The sequence below is a fragment of the Cloacibacillus sp. An23 genome (assembly GCF_002159945.1).
Lineage (GTDB): Bacteria > Synergistota > Synergistia > Synergistales > Synergistaceae > Caccocola.
The window spans coordinates 24,202-43,453 of record NZ_NFJQ01000003.1 but is presented as its reverse complement, the minus strand read 5'-3'; the positions used below and the strand labels follow the sequence as shown (position 1 = coordinate 43,453).

Here is a 19,252-nt window from a genome sequence, read left to right as displayed (position 1 = left end):
TATGCTTTACTTCCAATAGTACACCGCTTCATCTACAGAGATTCGCTGCGGCGGATATGGAGACTGATCCGGATAGCCCATATCTACATAAGTCGTCATGCGCATATATTCGGGCAAGTTGACATAGTCACGAATTCTCTGTTTCATTTCTTCGCTTGTAAAGGTCAGCCAGCAAGCGCCGAGCCCATACGCATGAGCCGCCAACACCAAATTCTGTCCGGCGGCGCCGGCGTCCAATAATTGATTGCTCTCCGGCATCACCGGATTGGCTTTATAGACTCGCATATCCTGCAGCACTACAACGTGCAGCGGACCGCCTGGGATATCACTGCCTCTAAACAAACCGGGACAATGTTCTTCACGCATTACCAGATACCGAATGGACTGAAGATTACAAGCATGTGCCGCCCAAAGACCGGCTTTCAAAACCTTTTCGATAATATCGTCAGGAACTTTACGTGCGCTCCATTCCCGTACCGAACGGCGTTCGTACACAGTACGTTCAAACCCGGAAAGTTCGCTTGGCGAAAGCGGCGAAACTTCATATGGCGAGAGGTCAAGCGTTTCACCGCGTACCAATTTCTGTGCAAAAGACAACAACCTAGACGCAAACACATATTCCGGCAGTGTCTCCGGCATTCCGCGCTCTTGCCACACTTCCATGAAAAGCTCTGTCGTTTTGGTTTGTTTGGGGTTAAGAGGTTTCCCACGGTATGCGGCCGAATATAACTGTATTTCTAATGTATGATGACAACGTTCTCTAAATCTGGCGCGGAACTCGACCTCGTCCATAGCCAGCAGTTCTTCTTTAGATTTATTAAACTCGGCCGCAAAGTTGATTTTGTCGCTCATTGTCATTCTCCTTTCAGCCTTCACGTCCGGCAGTTAAACCGATCTGCACCAACACCGCCGTACCGTTTACCAGCGCTTGTTCATCAATGTCAAAGCATTCGTGGTGATGCGGGGAATATTTGCCAGCCTTTTCATTCCGGGATCCAATAAATAAATATGCCCCCGGAATGTCTTCTAGATACCAGGCAAAATCTTCGCCTCCAGTCGTTTTCTCCAGGTGGACAAGCTTCGCATCGCCGAAGAGCGATATGACGGCGTCCCGTACTATCTCAGTAGATGCAATATCATTTATCGTCGCAGGAGTGCAGCGGCGGTATTCATATTCACATTCCGTCCCGTACGCCTTGGCGACATCGCTTGAAATTTCGCCTATACGTTTTTCTACGAAATCGCGCACTCGCGGACTGAACGACCTAGCCGTTCCAGAAAGTTTTACCTGATTTGCAATTATGTTCGGCGATGAGCCGCCTTCAATCGTTCCGACGGTAACAACGGCAGGTTCAAGCGGATCAACATTACGGCTCGTTATCGTCTGCAGCGCTCCAACTATACTGCAGGCGGATACTATCGCGTCGGCCGAATTATGCGGCTGCGCGCCATGCGCGCTTGTCCCGCGGACCGTAATATAGAAATTATCCGCACTTGCAAATCGCGCCCCTGATTCCGCAGAAAAAGTCCCAACATCTAACGCATTCCAGACATGTGCTCCAAAAATGCGTTTTATATCAGCCATTTGTTTCAGCCTGTACATCTCATGTGCGCCTTCGATTATTTCTTCTGCCGGTTGGAATATGAATTTTATACTGCCGTGTATAATATCTTTATGACGGGTTAAAATTCTAGCCGCAGTAAGAAGCATCGCCACATGGCAGTCATGTCCGCATGCATGCATAACGCCTGGATTTTCTGAGACGTATTCGCAGTTATTTTTTTCAGATATCGGCAGGGCGTCCATATCTGCGCGAATTCCGATTACTTGCCCAGGCAAATCCCCCTCAAGTTTTGCGATAACGCCGGTACCGCAGACTTTCTCGTACGGCAATCCGATATCGTCAAGCTCTTTGCAGATAACATCCTGTGTTCGTTGTTCCTTCCACCCGAGTTCAGGATGCCTATGTATATCGCGCCGCAGCTGTATTAATGAAGCTTCGCAGCTCTTAGCTTCGTTCAACGCATCCATGACCGCGCCTCACTGCATAGTAATAAACTGTCCTCCGCCGCAGACAGCGAGCATATCTCCTGTAATAAAAGACGCGCGGTCTGAGGCGAGGAAAACGGCGCCGTTTGCAACATCTTCCGGCGTACACATACGCTTGAGGATATACCGGTTACGTGTTTTCTGTCTCTCTGCCTCCGGATCAAGTGCGTTTTCGTAACGCATTTTCGTCATCGGAGTTTCGGTCAGCCCGGGGAGGATACCGTTCACACGCACACGCGGCCCACAGTCAACGGCAAGACATCTCGTGAGCATTTCGACAGCGGCTTTAGACGGGCAATAAGCGACGCGTGCCGGTATACATTTTACCCCAAGTTCGGACACAATATTGATAATAACGGCATGCTCTGATTGGCGAATCAAATCTATCGCAGCCTTCGTCATCGTATATACGCCGAAGACGTTTATCTCGAATTGGCGACGAAATTCTGCGACGGATGTATCGTCTATTGTGCCGATTCCAGTCACTCCGGCGCAATTAACCAAAATATCCATCCGGCCAAACTTTTCAATACATCCCTTGGCTACAAGGTCTGCCTGTGCCAGATCGCATATATTTGCTCTGTGGTAATGGAACCTTTCATTAACAATTGCGGCCTGTTCCTCTAACCCGCAGCCATATACGTACGCTCCCTCTTTCAGGTAAAACTTAGCTATTACTTCTCCGATGCCGGAACTCGCTCCGGTGACAACTGCTACACGATTTTCTAATTCCATAATGTATCACCCTTCCGTTTCGTAGACGTCCTTGACGGCATTCGCCGCCAAGGACGCGTCAGTTAAAAGTGTGCAACCGAACCTATAGGAATCTTGCAATATATGTCCAAGTCGAATAGGCGTTGAATCCCAAAATGATAAGTCCCATAAGGGTCGTATACCATTTATTTTTATACTGTCCGGAAAATTTCGAATTGCTGGTAAGATAAGTAAGGATAGTTATTATCACTAATCCGCCAATGTTGAGCAGCCCCAAAAAGTTTACCAGCAGACTCATTGCGTTTCCACCGGACATGCCTCCGAACAAGCTTATCACGATACCTATCAAGATCAACCGGCGGACTTTTACATCCGAGTTGTCTTTGCTGATATGGAACAGCGAATTCAAGCAGTATGAACCTAACGTGCTCATGCCTCCTATAGTGGTAAACACAGCACCCCAGAGTCCCGCTATAAAAATATATGTCCCCAAAACTCCGGCCAGAGGCTCAAGAGCTTTCGCCGCCTCCACCGCTGACATGGCCTTTATGCCCGCAGGGAACAGTACCGCAGCGCCGGAAAGGAAAATACCGAGGCTGAAGATTGTAAACATTGCTGCAAATACAATCTGGTCCCATTTAATGAACCCCAGCGCCGAAGGCTTGTCCCATTGCTGGTTTTTCACAGAATACGAATACCAAAGTGCAGAAGTTCCCGGCGCGGATCCTCCGATAACTCCGGCAATGATAATCGCCTCGTCAAGGGAGAAGCGTTTCGGCACCATACCGCCTATCAGTTGACCGATATTTGGACGTACATAAAACACATTAATAAAAAATATAATCGCCATCACAGTACACATTATCGAAGCCATCTTGATAATGCGGTTATTTGTGCTGGCGTAGTACAAATATGCAATAAGCAAAATGGTTACAACGTATGCCACAGCAGCAGCCTGTTCACCAAACATTATGTCATTGAGATGGCGCATAATTGAGCCCTGGCTGTAAATTACCATATACCATGTGATCAGCACGACGACAAAAAGAATCGAACATGCAACATTGCCGATTCTTTCCCGAATTAATTCAAATACATCCTTCCCGGAAAGCGCCGTCGCCTTAGCCCCAATGTATGCAACTCCGCCGCACATAATCCCGCTCAATACGATAGCCCATAACAAGTCATAACCGAACATTGAGCCGGCCTGTATACATGAAGATGCCGTACCAGGCCCCATTGAAGTGGAACAAAGCATAGATGCCGGCCCGATAAAAGCCATTATATACATAAGCTTTTTAATCAGGCCGCCCTTTGGAAGCTGAAATTCATCGACATTCCTCTGCTGTGCATTAGCCATTCGATTGTCCTCCTTTTAATGTGTTCCTTGAAATTATTTTGTGACTAAATCACGAACCAAAGTACGGCTTGAAACCGGCGCAAGATGTATCTGCCCGCAGCCGCTAACGGGCGTAATACAAGCCAGCCGTACTTTGCCGTTTACTTCTAATACACATCTGCCGCATATTCCATGATCACATACACTATGACGATAATAGGCCAGCGTGTGGTCAATATGGAGTGCAATGTAATTCAGCAGCCCCATCACCGTCATCCCGTCACAGACATCATCTCCGACAACAAATTCATCCGTCTTTTTTATCTGCGTGTCAGGATCATATCTGTCTATAAGAACTTTCATGAATGCTCCTCCTTTCTAACGTTTATAATTCAATGTTGGATCAAGGAAATATTCGATTACATTTTCTTTTTTCCCATGAGGCAGCGGCATCGTTTGCACAACAGGTTTTCGTGTCTCTGTCTTCATAACACCGCCCTCGTTATGATGCACATATTTGATCAAGTAGTTGTCGTGATCAACCTCAGGATAATCCTTGCGTATATGACACCCTCGGCTTTCCTTTCTTGACAGCGCAGCGACTATGCCAGCCTTGCAGCATGTAATTAAGTTCTCAGCCTGCAGCGCCATGAGCCATTCCATGTTGTAACACCGGCTTTTACTGTTAAGCGTCACACAGTTCCACGCATCACCTAACTGATTCATCTCGATGAGAGAACGCTGGAGCCCGTTTTCGCTGCGAATAAGTCCAAATCCGCGATCACATGAGCTTTGTATCTCAGAATACAAGGCAATAGGGTTAATTCCGCCTTTGTGTTCAAAGACGCCAAGGATTTTATCCAACACAGGTTCGATCAACTTCTCGGCCTGCGTCGTCGATGTGACAGCCTGAGCATAAGCGGCAGCATCAATACCGGCACGCATTCCCTGGCACATCATTTCAACCATGCCATCGCCGACACGACATGCGCCAAATACTCCGCTGCTGGCCTCTCCAGCCACATACAGGCCGTCTACGCACGTACGCATGCGTTCATCTACTTCCACGCCGCCCATGCAATATTCAGCGCCGATTCCGACTTCGAGCGGCTCATTGTTATAAATCATGCGTTCAACTTCGGCTAAGCTTTCGCCTTTATAGTAACCGTGCTTGTGCCAACGGTCGAAGCGGTCGTAGAAGATTTTAAAGTTTTCGTCTTTTACTTCTTTACTGTTATCGGAATAGTCGTAGAAAAAGCCTCCGTTAGGACCGGCAAGTCCGCTATCCGCAGCATAACCGAAATAGTATGAAGTTACCAGTTTGCTTAACTTTCCGCCGCGTGAAAGCTTGATAACTTGCTCCGGTATCGGAAGGGGGTTCCCATTTTTATCTCTTATAGTGTACTTTAAACTCCGCATGTTATACTCAAATACATACGGATATATCGATCCACGCATTTCTTTGGGGACAACAGCTGTCGGAAATGAAAGAATAAACTCCATATCTGTTAGACGAGCCCCAGCGCGATACGCCATCCCGGGGCCATCGCCGGTCATATCAGTTACGGTGTTATTCATTGAAAACGGCATATATCCTCCCGTTCCTATTATGACCGCTTTTGCCTTAAATAATATGATTTCACCGCTGTAAATATCTACGCCAACCGCGCCGCATACTTTTTGCCCATCCGTAAGTACCTCGGCGATCATTACGTCTTCAAGACACACGATATCCGGCGTTTCTTTCAGCCCTTGCGATAATGCCTTAGTAAAGCTCAAACCTGAAGCGATCCAGTTAGCCGGCGGACAGCAGAAAAAATCTTGTCCGGACCGTTTAGCCCACTCCAGATAATCTTTCATTACAACAGGTCCGTCGTCTACATACTCACGAACCATATTTTGATCCGATAAATAAAAAGACTCTTTCACAATGCAGTCAAACAACCGTTCTTTGGTAAAAGACGGATCGGCATAGTCCAAATGAAGAATATTTTTCCCGCTTTCTCCATCTACGCCAAATCCTCCGCCTGCCATAATTGCATTGCCGCTGACCCCGATTTTGCCTTTAGAAACTAGAGCCGTTTGGGCGCCATTCCGTGAAGCATAAATCGCAGCTGTTATTCCTGCGCCGGAGCCGCCTATGGCAAGTACATCCGTTTCAATAACTCGTTCAAATCCGTGACGCATGTACACACCTCCTATTGACTACTTCTTATCTATACCCTCGTATTGGGGCATTGCGTTATAATCGATATCGGCATACTGCAACACAAGGTCATATGATTCCTGTCCGTATTCATTTTTATAATCATCCATGGCTTCATGGACAGCCATATCGCCTTCATCGCCAAAAGCTTTTATGATGACTTCGCGCATAGCGCTGTACAAATGACCAATATGATATTCCCACGGCATTCTCGCTTTATCGCCGATTTTCTCTCTCTTTGCAGCAAATTCCGCCATTCTTTCATCAGGAATGGAGCATCCAGCAAACACAAAATCGCAGAGTTCGTCGCCTAGAGTCCTGTTCGCTAAGAGCTTGAGTTCCATGCCGTTATATCCTCTTGCAAGAGATGCATCGACGTCTCTGCAGTAATACGCTCCATATTTCAGCAACCCGCGCTTCTCCCATTCCGTGTACCACGGACATTTATGATTTTCCATGCGTACTTCCGGAGAATACTGCGGGAAACGAAGATCCATCTCTCCGGGGGCGGCGCTCCATTCTCCATAGATCAGGTAATTTTCTACATCCAGCTGATTTCCGTCAGCCAGCGTGCGCAGCGCCATGCGGTGCCCCCTCTGCTCACCGTAATGGCGCACTCCGTCCGTAACCGCTTTTTCGCCGTCCTTTCCGAACTTGTCGATCGTCCTCTTCGCAATAAAAGCAAATAACATAGCATGATGAGACGCAGACGAAATAACTTTACTCATAGAAATTCCTCCTTAATCCTAATTTTCATGAATTTATGATAGTTTTTGCATTTGCTCCAAATATATATTCAAAAATTTTACGATTTCATATCCAATTTCGTCCGGGACATTACTGCAATAATCTTCCATAACACGTGCCATATCCGCGTGATACAGCTTATGTCCGTTGTAGGCCTGTATACCGGTATCAGTTAAATGGAAATATATTTCTTTTTGGTTGTCGACATATCTATACCTACGTAATAGGCCTTCTTTTTCAAGCTTGGCAACAAGCTTTGAAGTAGCGCCTTTTGTCAGACCAAGTTGGTTCGCAAGTTCTGTCAAGTTTATTTTCTTAATTGTTGCGATACACTCTATCGCGTGTATTTCTGACGGATATAAGCTGACTCCTGGACAGTATTCATGCTTCGACCGCTGCAAGTTGGTATAGCAGTTAAGTATGCGAACAATGATGGCCTCGGTTTCTTGATATAAATTTTGCATAATTTTCATCCTATTTTTATTTTTTGTTTCCTGGCTAACAAAAATATAGCACGCGATTTATTGCGTGTCAATCCAGTTAATATTGAGATTTTATTAAGGTTGTTACATATTTTATCTAACAACCTTTTATGCAATATATTAATTAAATACTTTTATTATATAGCATTTTATATAATTATTGTTGCGTAATAAATAAAAAATATATCCTATCTTTATTATAATAAATATAATTGAAATGTTTTCTTTTTTTAGAGCTGTATGTTAACATAAATTATTCATTACACATATATGTTCATTTACATTCTTGACAAAACCATCCGTGTGGAGTACTTTCGATAGGTTGTTGAATTAATTTTTGTGGGAGGAAACTTTTAATGGATGCGTATATGACAGACCTGCTTGCTGCGATTGCGGTTGTGCTCAACGGCGTTCCGCAGGGGCTTCTCGCTCTTTCGCTGGGCTTCGCCGCGTTCCCGACGGCGCTTGCGTTTCTTGTCGGCGCGGCGGGGTCGTTCGCTTTCGACTCGGTGGCTACGGTCTCGTTCCAGGCCGAGACGATAGCGGTCACTGGGAAGATCGCGCAGTCGCGGCGCGAGCGTCTCAGCACGGTGTTCTGGGGCGGCGTGTTCGTCCTTGTTCCGTCGCTGCTCGGCCTCAACGAAAAGATAGTGGATATCGTCGGCCCGACGATAGTCACCTCGATGATGGCGGGCGTCGGCGTCATGCTGGCCTATCTTTCTGTAGACCTTTTCGAGTCGGAGAGGCTCTCGGGCGGCGTATCGATGATTTCCGCGCTCGCCGTGTGGTTCATCACGCTCGACCTCGCGAAGACGGTGATAATATCCGTCATAGTGGCGACCGCCGCGTTCAACATCCTCAAAAAGATGGGCAAGGTCGAGCAGCAGCATATCAACTTCGACATGTCGAACGAGAAGCTGACGACCGGCAATATCGAGTGGAAGATATGGAAGCATCCGAAGATAATCGCTGGCGGCCTCGGCCTCATGTGCCTCAACATCGGCGCGAACATCAGCTTCGGCAAGGTGACGGGCAGCATCGCGGGCGTTGACGCGAACATCGACCATCTCGCGATATATTCCTCGCTCGCGGACATGGTTTCCTCGTTTTTCGGCGGCGGCCCGGTCGAGGCTATAATATCCGGTACGGCGACGGCTCCGCATCCGGTCGGCGCTTCCGTGCTGATGATGCTGATGATGGCGGCCATCCTGTTCCTCAAGCTGCTTCCGGTCATGGGGCGCTACCTGCACAGCTCGTCCATCGCGGGTTTCCTTTTCGTGCTCGGCGTTTTCGTGACGTTCATCTCGAACATTCAGGCGGCTATCGCGAGCGCTCCGGCGGCGCAGGGGCCTTTCGGCTTTTCGCCGTGGGGCATGGTGATAGGCGCTACGGTAATCGCGACGGCGCGCTGGAATCCGTTCTACGGGCTGCTGGCCGGCGTCGCGATCAAAATACTGCTGGGACTTTAACGGAGGAATCGTAAAATGTCTGAACACTATACTCTTAACATCTGCGGCCTCACGCGCGAGCTGAAGAAGGTGCGCGTCGCGCCGCATCTCACTATCGCGTCGTTCGTCATGCTCGGGGACACGCAGCTCATCGAGAGGACGGCGGACGCGCTTCTCGAAAAGATCAGGGCGCTGGGACAGATAGACATGCTCGTCTGCCCCGAGGCGAAGGGCATCCCGCTGACGCACGCGCTGGCCGTGCGTATGGGCGTTGACTACGTCGTCGCGCGCAAGTCAGTGAAGGCTTATATGGAGCATCCTATCGTAGAGGAGACGAAATCTATAACGACTTCGGAGAAACAGATAATCGTCATCGACGAGACCGACGCGGCGAAGCTCGACGGCAAACGCGTCTGCGTCGTTGACGACGTGGTCTCGACGGGCGGTTCGCTGCATTCGCTCGAGGCCGTGCTCGCGAAGACCGGCTGCACAGTCGTCAGCAAGGTAGCCGTGCTTCTCGAGGAGGGCGGCTACGACGGGAAGGACCTGATCTATCTCGACAGGCTGCCGGTCTTCAAGGACTAGCGGAGCTTTCACAGAACGCACGGGGCCGCGCGCTTGCGCGGCCTTTTTTCGTATGCGCGCGTTACGCGGCCGCGCCGCCGCAGTTTTCGCTCCACGTGAGGGACAGCGTAAAAAACATACGACGCGGATTTTCCCGCGCTTCTTCATAAACGCACGCCTCGCCCCGGCCGCTTGCGGCACGCAGAAGTGTTTCCCGCAAGCGGCGCGTTTCCACCGCACGGCGTGCTCGCGGCGCGGGCCGCCGCGCCGTCCCGGCTTCACTGAAAACGCATCCGGCCCGCTGCGCGCAAACGCAAACCCGCCGGGCACGCGGTCCGGCTCGCGGCAGGCGCGTCCACCCCCTGTTTTCGCCCGTCTTTCGGAAATTTCGAAAATTTCTCTTTTTCGCTCGGTTTTGGGAATTTTCGGCGCGCGCGTTTTATTTTTCTTTCGCGCTTTGTTCCATATCTAAAAACAAAAATGAACAAAACCGGTTTTTACGCTCGCGCCGAACAAAAAAATTGTTGCGGCAACTCTATATCAAGATATATAATAATTTTGCTTTGTGTACTTTTTCTCAAGTGCCGCGAACGCGGCGCTTTCAGCCGGGCGGTACGTCCCGTAGGAAAGGCCGCGCCGGACGGCAATGAAAAGTCATAACTGTAACCGCTGAGGGGTTACATTTTTTCTTCGGGCGGGAGGGCCCGCGGAAAACGACAAGGAGGGTGCGTTTTATGGTGGAGAAAGCGTCGGAGCAGTGGGAGCGGCTTAGTGCGCTCCTCGACAAATACCGCGGCACTCAGGGAAGCGTCATTCCTGTGCTTCAGCAGGCGCAGGAAATTTTCGGCTATCTGCCGAAGGACGTGCTGATTGAAATCAGCAACAAGCTTGACGTGCCGATCAGCCAGATTTACGGCGTTGTAACTTTTTATGCACAGTTCCATCTCGAGCCGCGCGGAAGAAACATCATCCGGTCGTGCCAGGGCACCGCTTGCCACGTGCGCGGGGCGAAGGCGGTCCTCAAGGCAGTGCAGGACAAGCTCGGCCTTAAGGAAGGGCAGACCACTACCCCGGATCTCAAGTTCACGCTTGAGACGGTCGCATGCATAGGCGCGTGCGGACTGGCTCCGGTTTTCATGATCAACGACGACACTCACGGAAGGCTCACGCCGGAATCGGTCGGGCCGATCCTCGACAAGTACGCGTAGGCCGACGGGAGGAACTGAACATGGCAATCAAGAGTCTTGAAGATCTCCGCAGGATAAAGGCGCAGGCCAAGGAGCACACCGAGGCCAGAAAACTCAACGAAAAGCAGATAATCATAGGCATGGGCACGTGCGGCATCGCGGCCGGAGCGCGCGAGGTGATGAAGGCGGTCCTCGAAGAGCTCGCGAAGCGCAACATTCACGACGTCGCCGTCCTCCAGACGGGCTGCATAGGCATGTGCCAGAAGGAGCCGCTCCTCGACGTGGTGCGCCCCGGCGAAGACAGGGTCACCTACGGCCCGGTCAAGCCGACGGACGTTCCGCGCATAATCGCCGACCATCTCATCAACGGCGTGGTCGTCGAGGATCTTGTCGTCGCCAAGATCCCGAACAAGCAGGCGTAACAGGCCGAAGGGAGGAGACTTATAATGGCTCTCGTAAGGGCGCACGTACTGGTATGCACCGGAACGGGCTGCGTAGCCTCCGGCTCAAGGAAGGTCATCGCCAAGCTCGACGAAGAACTTAAAAAGTCCGGGCTCGAGAAGGAAGTAAAGATAGTCGAGACCGGCTGCCAGGGCTTCTGCGAGCAGGGGCCGCTCGTCATCATCTACCCGGAAGGGACTTTCTACACTCACGTCCACGAAGAGGACGTGCCGGAAATAGTCGAAGAACATCTTATCAAGGGACGCATCGTCAACCGCCTGCTATTCAAAGAGCCGCTCACGGCGCAGCGCGTCCCCGATTACGCAGACATAGATTTCTATAAAAAGCAGCACCGCCTCGTCCTCAAGAACTGCGGACACATCAACCCAGATTCGCTTGAGGAATACATAGGCGCGGACGGCTACGAAGGGCTCGCGAAGGTTCTTCTGACCATGACGCCGGAGCAGGTCGTCGAAGAAATGAAAAAGACCGGCCTGCGCGGACGCGGCGGCGGCGGATTCCCGACCGGGCTCAAGTGGGGCTTCTGCCAGAAATCGCCCGGCCCGAAAAAATACATCATCTGCAACGCCGACGAAGGCGACCCGGGCGCGTTCATGGACCGCTCGCTGCTTGAAGGCGACCCGCACGCGATACTCGAAGGAATGCTCATCGGAGCATACGCGATAGGGGCCGACGAAGGCTACATCTACTGCCGTGCCGAATACCCGCTCGCGATAAAGCGCCTGAAGACGGCCATCGCCCAGGCCGAGGAGGCCGGACTGCTCGGAGAGAACATACTCGGCTCGAACTTCAGCTGCCACATCCACATCAAGGAAGGCGCCGGAGCCTTCGTCTGCGGCGAAGAAACGGCGCTCATGGCCTCTATCGAAGGACGCCGCGGAATGCCGCGCCCGCGTCCTCCTTTCCCGGCGGTCAAGGGTCTCTGGGGCAAACCGTCGAACATCAACAACGTCGAGACCTTCGCCAACGTCCCCTACATCTTCCGCGTCGGAGCGGAAGAATACGCGAAGCTCGGGACTGAGAAATCCAAGGGCACGAAGGTCTTCGCGCTCACCGGCAAGATAAACAACACGGGCCTCGCCGAAGTCCCGATGGGCATCACGATGCGCGAGATAATCTTCGACATCGGCGGAGGCATCATCGGCGGCAAGAAGTTCAAGGCCGTGCAGATAGGCGGCCCCTCCGGCGGATGTATGCCGGAGCAGCTCCTCGACACCCCGATAGACTACGACTCGCTCATCGCGGCCGGAGCCATGATGGGCTCGGGCGGACTCGTCGTCATGGACGAGGACACCTGCATGGTTGACGTCGCGAAATTCTTCCTCAACTTCACACAGTCGGAATCCTGCGGTAAATGCACGCCGTGCCGCGAGGGTACGAAGCGCATGCTCGAAATCCTCGAAAAAATAACGAACGGCAAAGGCGAGGAAGGCGACATCGAAAAGCTTGAAAAGCTCGCCGCCTCCATCAAGGCCGGAGCCCTCTGCGCGCTCGGACAGACCGCGCCGAACCCGATACTTTCCACGCTGCGCTACTTCCGCGACGAATACGAGGCGCACATCAAGGAAAAGAGATGCCCCGCGGGCCAGTGCCACCACCTGCTGAGCTACAGGATAACGGACGCCTGCAAGGGATGCAGCCTCTGCGCGAAGAACTGCCCGGTCGACGCCATCAGCGGCGAACCGAAGAAGAAATTCGTCATCGACCAGGCGAAGTGCATCAAGTGCGGCGCGTGCATCACGAAGTGCCCGTTCAAGGCGATCGTGCGCGGCTAATTTCGGCTAACGGAAGGGGAGTAAAACACACATGGAACTCGTTAAGGTTACAATAGACGGCAAAACAGTAGAAGTGCCATCGGATTTCACCGTAATCGAGGCCGCTGCCAAAGCCGGAATACGCATCCCTCAGCTCTGCTATCATCCCGAGCTCGCCAAAGAGGGCGCGTGCCGCGTTTGCGTCGTCGAGATAGTCGGCGGGCGCGGCCTCGGCGCGGCCTGCGTCTATCCCGTCGCCGACGGCATGGTCGTACACACCAACACGCCCAAGGTGCGCGAGACGCGCAAGGCGGTCGTCGAGCTGCTGCTCGCGAACCATCCGCAGGACTGCCTCTTCTGCCAGAAGAACCAGGACTGCGAGCTTCAGCAGACCGCGGCGGACCTCGGAGTGCGCGAAGTGCCCTACACCGGCGAAAAGCGCTCGTCCCAGAAGGACGAAAACAACCCTAGCCTCGTGCGCGACCCCAACAAGTGCATACTCTGCGGGCGCTGCATAAGAGCCTGCCACGAACGCCAGGGGCTCGACGTCTACGGATACATCAACCGCGGATTTAAGACCATCGTCGGCCCGGCATTCAACCTCGGCCTCGACCAGGTCGCCTGCACCTACTGCGGACAGTGCGCCGCGGTATGCCCGACCGCCGCGATATGCGAGCGCGACGACACGGAAAAAGTCTTCGCGGCCCTCGCCGACCCGAAGAAATACACGATAGTCCAGACCGCCCCCGCCGTGCGCGTCGCGCTCGGCGAAGCCCTCGGCCTGCCCGCGGGCGAGGTCGTCACAGGCAAGATGGTCGCGGCTCTGCGCCGCCTCGGCTTCGACAAGGTATTCGACACGGACTTCTCAGCCGACCTCACGATAATGGAAGAGGGACACGAATTCCTCGACCGCGTGACGAACGGCGGCGTCCTGCCGATGATAACCTCCTGCTCGCCGGGCTGGATCAACTTCATCGAAATCAAATACCCAGACCTCCTGCCGCACCTCTCCACCGCGAAGTCGCCGCAGGGAATGTTCGGCGCGCTCGCCAAAACCTACTGGCCCGAGACGCAGAACATCCCGGTCGAGGACATCTACAGCGTATCCATCATGCCTTGCACCGCGAAAAAGGCCGAATGCGTCCGCCCGCAGCTCCAGAGCAACCCGGGCATACCCGACGTCGACACAGTGCTCACGACTCGCGAGCTTGCGCGCATGATCAAAAACGCGGGAATCGACTTCAAGAACCTGCCAGAAGAAGACTACGACAGCCCGCTCGGCACCTCGACGGGAGCCGGCGCGATATTCGGAGTCACGGGCGGCGTCATGGAAGCGGCTCTGCGCACCGTCTACGCCGTACTCAACGACGGCGACGACATCCCCGGCATAATCTTCCAGCCCGTGCGCGGCATGGAAGGCATCAAAGAAGCCTCGCTCGACGTGCCCGTCGGCGGCAAAACCGTGACGGTCAAGATAGCCGTCGCCCACACGCTCAAAAACGCCAAGATACTTATGGACAAAGTACGCGCCGGCGAAGCGGATTACCACTTCATCGAAGTCATGGCCTGCCCCGGCGGATGCATCGGAGGCGGCGGCCAGCCGCAGCCCGTCAACGCGGAAATCCGCGCGGCGCGCACGGCGGCCCTCTACAGCGTAGACGAGCTCAAGACGCTGCGGCAGTCGCACAAGAACCCCGACATCATCGCGCTCTACGAAAACTGGCTCGGCAAGCCGCTCGGAGAGAAGGCGCACCACCTTCTCCACACGCACTACAAAGCCCAGCCGAGAGAGTTCTAAATCCGCGCGAAGCGGAAAACTACGCAAAACGGACGGGAGAGGCGCAGCCTCTCCCGTTTTTTGCCGGCGTAAAACGCGCAGCCTCCGGGCGCAATCTGCCATGTGAGCCGGCGCCGCGGGCCGTACGGCTGCAGCAGAAAAGCGGCACGCTTCGCCGTCCGCAGCCTAATGCGCCGCTGCATACCGTACTTTCCAAAATTCAACGTGATTTTAATCCGCCGGGGCCGGACAAAGCGAAGCGCGATACCGTGCATTGCGTCTATACGGCGCAGGCGGCCGGACGCCCGGTGCGGAACATTTTATATCTTACCGCACCGTTTCGCAGATTTAAACAAAATATATACATCTTAAAAATATAACCGTTTACGCTCAAAATATTTATATACGACGACCTTATGAAAACAAAAAAATCATAAAAAGAGCATTTATGTGTTTTTTATATGCTTTTCATAAAACAGTGCTATATTATCCATACTGCTTCAATATAAATAATAAATATCCGTTAGGGGGTCATACGTAATGGTTCTGACTAATCCTGTCGTTATTTCCGTCGTGGTGATGTCGGTTCTGTGTCTTTGCAACCTGAGCATCGTGCTCGCTCTGCTCGCCGCCGCGCTGACCGCCGGGCTAAGCGCGGGAATGGGAATCAACGACACTATGTCCACGCTCATCGCCGGCATGGGCGGCAACTCGGAGACGGCGCTCTCCTATTTTCTGCTCGGAACCTTCGCCGCCGCGATAGGGCGCACCGGACTCGCCGACATCGCCTGTAAAAAAATCTCGCGGCTGGTGAAGGGGCGCAGGTTCGTGCTGCTCTATCTTATTACGGCGATATCCTGCATGTCCCAGAACCTCATACCGGTCCACATCGCGTTCATCCCGATACTGATACCGCCGCTCCTTCCGCTCTTCAACGAGCTTCGGATAGACCGCCGCGCGGCAGCATGCGCGCTGACCTTCGGCCTCAAAGCGCCGTACATCACTCTGCCCGTCGGCTTCGGCCTCATATTTCAGGGCATAATCTCGAGCGAGATGGGGCGCAACGGCATGGAGGTCGCGGCCTGCTCCGTCTTCCGCTTTACGTGGATAATCGGCCTCGGCATGGCGGCCGGGCTGCTGGCCGCGCTGCACCTGAGCTACGCGAAGCCGCGCTCCTATGAAAATCTTCCCGTGATGGGCGCCTCTCATGACGAATCCTGCGAGGAAAAGTTTGAGACGAAGCACGCGCTCGCCTTCATCGCCGTCCTCGCCGCCTTCGGCGTGCAGCTCGCCTCCGCCTCGCTGCCGCTAGGAGCGCTGGCGGCGCTATCCGTCATGATCGCCACGAGGACTCTTAAATGGAAGGACGTGGACGGCGCGTTTATGGACGGTCTGCGGATCATGGGGCTCATCGCCTTCGTCATGCTGATAGCCGCCGGCTACGGCAACGTGCTGCGCGAAACGCGCTCGGTGGACGCGCTCGTCTCCAGCGTCGTCGGCCTCGTCGGCGGCAGCCGCTTCTGGGGCGCGTTCTTCATGCTGACGGTCGGCCTTCTCGTGACGCTCGGGATAGGCACCTCTTTCGGCACCATTCCAGTAATAGCCGCTATTTACTGCCCGCTCTCGGCGCAGCTCGGCTTCTCCGCCGGCGCGACGGTCTGCCTCATCGCCGCGGCTGCGGCGCTCGGCGACGCGGGCTCTCCAGCGTCTGACTCGACGCTCGGGCCGACCTCGGGCCTCAACGCCGACGGACAGCACAGCCATATCTGGGATACTTGCGTTCCGACCTTCCTGCACTACAACATCCCGATATTCGTAGCCGCGATGATAGGCGCGCTGCTGATATACTAAAGCCCGCAGAAACCACATCAAACGCAGAGACGCGCGCCGGATACGCTCCGGCGCGCGCTTTTTGTGCCTTCGCGCCGCCGGCTCTATGCCCTTAAAGCATCGTGAAATCATAAACCGAAAGTATTTGCCGCGCGATTTGCGGCGGACGATAATATCCGCGGAAGAAAGTAAAAGGCGGCGAGAAAGCGCGATACGGCAGATACGCGCGGGCCGGCGCGAAAACCGCCTGAATAGAGGGAACCGACACGGGAGGCGGGATGGTTGGATATTTTAATAATAGAGAGCAGCCCGCACGCGCGCGGCGAAAGTTCGTCGAATCTGCTCGCGGAGCGGTTCGCGGACGGCGCGCGGGAGAAGGGGCATAAAACCGGCGTATTCGACGCGGGCCACGCGGGAATCTCGCCGTGCGCGGGCTGCAATTACTGCGGCATGAGCGGGCCGTGCGCGCTGGACGACGGCATGACGGAGCTGCGGAGGCTGATACTTTCGAGCGATATGACGGTTTTCGTCACGCCGCTCTATTATTTCGGCTTTTCTGCGCAGCTCAAGGCGGTGATAGACCGCTTCTACGCCTTCAACGGCGCGCTCGCCGCGAAGGGGCTGCACACGGCGCTGATAACGGCGGCGTGGGACGATAACGCGGACATGATGGACGAAATAGCGGCGCATTACAAAAAGCTCTGCCGCTACCTGCGCTTCAAGGACCGCGGCATGATTCTTGCGACGGGCTGCGGCACGGTTTCAATGACCTCGCGCTCGCCCTTCATGCGCCGCGCTTACGAACTCGGCAAATCTATATGACATTTACTTCGACAGAGGGAAAATCGATGAAATATATAAAACTCGGAAAATCAGACCTTAACGTATCGCGCATCTGCCTCGGCTGCATGGGCTTCGGCGACGCTTCGCGCGGGCAGCACAGCTGGACGATAGACGAGGAACATTCGCGCGAGGTAATCCGCCGCGCGCTCGACCTCGGCGTGAATTTCTTCGACACCGCGATAGCCTACCAGAGCGGCACGAGCGAGCAGTATCTCGGGCGCGCGCTGCGCGATTTCGCAAAGCGCGAGGACGTCGTGGTCGCGACGAAGTTCCTGCCGCGTACCGACGAGGATATAGCCTCCGGCGTCTCCGGGCGCGAGCATATCCGCCGCTCGCTCGACAAGAGCCTGCAAAACCTCGGCATGGACCACGTGGACCTGTACATCTACCACATGTGGGACTACCGCACGCCGCTGGCCGAAATTATGGAAGGGCTGAACGACGCGGTGCGCGCGGGCAAGGCGCGCTGCATAGGCATAGCCAACTGCTTCGCGTGGCAGCTTGCGAAGGCCAACGGGCTCGCGGAGCGCGAGGGTTTCGCGCAGTTCGTCTCCGTACAGAACCACTACAACCTCGTTTTCCGCGAGGAGGAGCGCGAGATGGCCCCGTTCTGCGCCGAGGAAAACATCGCGATGACGCCCTACAGCCCGCTCGCGAGCGGACGGCTCTCGCGCCGCCCGGGAGAGAGCACGAAGCGGCTGCGCGAGGACGAATACGCTAAATTCAAGTACGACGCGGCGGCGGCGCAGGACGCGCGTATAATCGAGCGTGTAGCGGAGCTCGCGGACAAGCGCGGCGCGTCGATGACGGAAATTTCGCTCGCGTGGCTTCTGACCAAGGTCGCCGCTCCCGTCGCCGGCGCGACGAAGAAAGAGCAGATAGAGGCGATGGCGCGCGCCGCGGAGCTGACGCTCGACGCTGACGAGACGCGCTATCTCGAAGAGCTCTACACGCCGCACAAGCTCGCCGGCGTAATGGCGCAGAACACCCCGGCGGCCTCGGGCGAAAAGCACGTCTGGTCCGCCGGAGACCAGAAACTCTAAAAGGAGGACGAAAATTATGGATTACCGTGAGACAGACCCAGAGTTTATGGAAAGATTCGAACATTTCGCCTTTGAAGAAGTCCCGAACGAAGAGGGGCAGACTCTCGACGCGCCTACGCGCTGGCTCGCCGTGCTCGCGGCGCTCATAGGATGCCAGGGGCTCGACGCCTATAAAGAGATACTGCCGAGGGCGCTCGACGACGGGCTGCGCCCCGAGGCCGTGAAGGAGACCGTATATCAGTCGGTGGACTACCTCGGCATGGGGCGCATGTGGCCCTTCCTGCGCGCGACGAACGAGATATTCACGGACCGCGGCATAGAGCTGCCAGCGAGCGGCAAGGCTACGACGACTTTCGGCGACCGTCTCGAAAAAGGCGTAGAGGCGCAGGCCGAGATATTCGGCGCGCAGATGCGCGAGGTATGGAAGAACGGCCACGTCAACCGCTGGCTCGCCGCGAACTGCTTCGGCGACTATTACACGCGCACCGGGCTGACGCTCGCCCAGCGCGAGATGATAACCTTCTGCTTCCTCATGGCGCAGGGAGGATGCGAGCCGCAGCTCACCGCGCACGCGAAGGGCAACATGAACATTGGCAACGACAAAGCGTTTCTGATAAAAGTAGTCTCGCAGTGCCTGCCCTACATCGGCTATCCGCGCAGCCTCAACGCGATAGCCTGCGTCAACAAAGCGGCGGAATAACGCCGGCGCGTATAGATTTTTCACAGGCGGCCCCATGCGGGCCGCTCGCTTATTTTTCCGGGCTTTATGCAGTAATTTGAAAATACGTTTATTCCGTCGTGCCGCG

General features: G+C 54.3%; 19 protein-coding genes. 11 read left to right on the top strand and 8 right to left on the bottom strand.

Annotated elements, in window-relative coordinates:
* Nucleotides 1-6 precede the first annotated feature (6 nt).
* From B5F39_RS03450 to B5F39_RS03415, 8 genes are all read right to left on the bottom strand, one after another.
* Nucleotides 7-852 (bottom strand): nitroreductase family protein, encoded by an 846-nt coding sequence (locus tag B5F39_RS03450; RefSeq protein WP_158095916.1) that lies wholly within the window; start codon nucleotides 850-852, stop codon nucleotides 7-9.
* A gap of 13 nt (nucleotides 853-865) precedes the next feature.
* Nucleotides 866-2,032, bottom strand: a complete 1,167-nt coding sequence (locus B5F39_RS03445) for an amidohydrolase (RefSeq protein WP_087363940.1) — start codon at nucleotides 2,030-2,032, stop codon at nucleotides 866-868.
* A gap of 9 nt (nucleotides 2,033-2,041) precedes the next feature.
* Complete coding sequence (locus tag B5F39_RS03440; protein WP_087363937.1) at nucleotides 2,042-2,785, bottom strand: SDR family oxidoreductase; 744 nt, start codon at nucleotides 2,783-2,785, stop codon at nucleotides 2,042-2,044.
* 82 nt (nucleotides 2,786-2,867) lie between these two features.
* Entirely contained in the window at nucleotides 2,868-4,124 is a 1,257-nt protein-coding gene (locus B5F39_RS03435) for a divalent metal cation transporter (protein ID WP_087363934.1), read from the bottom strand.
* A 33-nt stretch (nucleotides 4,125-4,157) separates the two neighbouring features.
* The gene (locus tag B5F39_RS03430; protein ID WP_087363931.1) at nucleotides 4,158-4,466 is read right to left on the bottom strand and encodes a 2Fe-2S iron-sulfur cluster-binding protein; all 309 of its coding nucleotides are present in this window, start codon (nucleotides 4,464-4,466) and stop codon (nucleotides 4,158-4,160) included.
* Nucleotides 4,467-4,481: 15 nt separating this feature from the next.
* Entirely contained in the window at nucleotides 4,482-6,290 is a 1,809-nt protein-coding gene (locus B5F39_RS03425; RefSeq protein ID WP_087363928.1) for an FAD-binding protein, read from the bottom strand.
* Nucleotides 6,291-6,308: 18 nt separating this feature from the next.
* The gene (locus tag B5F39_RS03420) at nucleotides 6,309-7,037 is read right to left on the bottom strand and encodes an L-2-amino-thiazoline-4-carboxylic acid hydrolase (protein ID WP_087363925.1); all 729 of its coding nucleotides are present in this window, start codon (nucleotides 7,035-7,037) and stop codon (nucleotides 6,309-6,311) included.
* A gap of 33 nt (nucleotides 7,038-7,070) precedes the next feature.
* Nucleotides 7,071-7,529 (bottom strand): MarR family transcriptional regulator, encoded by a 459-nt coding sequence (locus tag B5F39_RS03415; protein ID WP_087363922.1) that lies wholly within the window; start codon nucleotides 7,527-7,529, stop codon nucleotides 7,071-7,073.
* 365 nt (nucleotides 7,530-7,894) lie between these two features.
* Here B5F39_RS03415 and B5F39_RS03410 point away from each other — a divergent pair, with 365 nt between their 5' ends.
* The 11 genes from B5F39_RS03410 to B5F39_RS03355 all read left to right on the top strand — a co-directional run bounded on the left by B5F39_RS03410 (nucleotide 7,895) and on the right by B5F39_RS03355 (nucleotide 19,146).
* Nucleotides 7,895-9,007, top strand: coding sequence for a guanine permease (locus B5F39_RS03410; RefSeq protein WP_087363918.1), 1,113 nt, complete (start codon nucleotides 7,895-7,897; stop codon nucleotides 9,005-9,007).
* A 15-nt stretch (nucleotides 9,008-9,022) separates the two neighbouring features.
* Entirely contained in the window at nucleotides 9,023-9,571 is a 549-nt protein-coding gene (locus tag B5F39_RS03405) for a phosphoribosyltransferase family protein (protein WP_087363915.1), read from the top strand.
* A 52-nt stretch (nucleotides 9,572-9,623) separates the two neighbouring features.
* On the top strand, nucleotides 9,624-10,022 hold the full coding sequence (locus B5F39_RS03400; protein ID WP_087363912.1) for a hypothetical protein: 399 nt from the start codon (nucleotides 9,624-9,626) through the stop codon (nucleotides 10,020-10,022).
* 262 nt (nucleotides 10,023-10,284) lie between these two features.
* Entirely contained in the window at nucleotides 10,285-10,758 is a 474-nt protein-coding gene (gene nuoE / locus B5F39_RS03395) for an NADH-quinone oxidoreductase subunit NuoE (protein ID WP_087363909.1), read from the top strand.
* A gap of 20 nt (nucleotides 10,759-10,778) precedes the next feature.
* A complete protein-coding gene (locus B5F39_RS03390) occupies nucleotides 10,779-11,159 on the top strand; it encodes a (2Fe-2S) ferredoxin domain-containing protein (RefSeq protein ID WP_087363906.1) in 381 nt (126 codons plus the stop codon).
* Between the two features lie 24 nt (nucleotides 11,160-11,183).
* Nucleotides 11,184-12,974, top strand: coding sequence for an NADH-quinone oxidoreductase subunit NuoF (gene nuoF / locus B5F39_RS03385; RefSeq protein ID WP_087363903.1), 1,791 nt, complete (start codon nucleotides 11,184-11,186; stop codon nucleotides 12,972-12,974).
* 31 nt (nucleotides 12,975-13,005) lie between these two features.
* Nucleotides 13,006-14,751 (top strand): NADH-dependent [FeFe] hydrogenase, group A6, encoded by a 1,746-nt coding sequence (locus B5F39_RS03380; protein ID WP_087363901.1) that lies wholly within the window; start codon nucleotides 13,006-13,008, stop codon nucleotides 14,749-14,751.
* A gap of 519 nt (nucleotides 14,752-15,270) precedes the next feature.
* The gene (locus B5F39_RS03370; protein ID WP_087363895.1) at nucleotides 15,271-16,581 is read left to right on the top strand and encodes a Na+/H+ antiporter NhaC family protein; all 1,311 of its coding nucleotides are present in this window, start codon (nucleotides 15,271-15,273) and stop codon (nucleotides 16,579-16,581) included.
* Nucleotides 16,582-16,842: 261 nt separating this feature from the next.
* Nucleotides 16,843-17,382, top strand: coding sequence for a flavodoxin family protein (locus B5F39_RS03365; protein WP_087363892.1), 540 nt, complete (start codon nucleotides 16,843-16,845; stop codon nucleotides 17,380-17,382).
* A gap of 26 nt (nucleotides 17,383-17,408) precedes the next feature.
* Nucleotides 17,409-18,446, top strand: a complete 1,038-nt coding sequence (locus B5F39_RS03360) for an aldo/keto reductase (RefSeq protein ID WP_087363889.1) — start codon at nucleotides 17,409-17,411, stop codon at nucleotides 18,444-18,446.
* A 16-nt stretch (nucleotides 18,447-18,462) separates the two neighbouring features.
* The gene (locus B5F39_RS03355; protein ID WP_087363886.1) at nucleotides 18,463-19,146 is read left to right on the top strand and encodes a carboxymuconolactone decarboxylase family protein; all 684 of its coding nucleotides are present in this window, start codon (nucleotides 18,463-18,465) and stop codon (nucleotides 19,144-19,146) included.
* Nucleotides 19,147-19,252 lie beyond the last annotated feature (106 nt).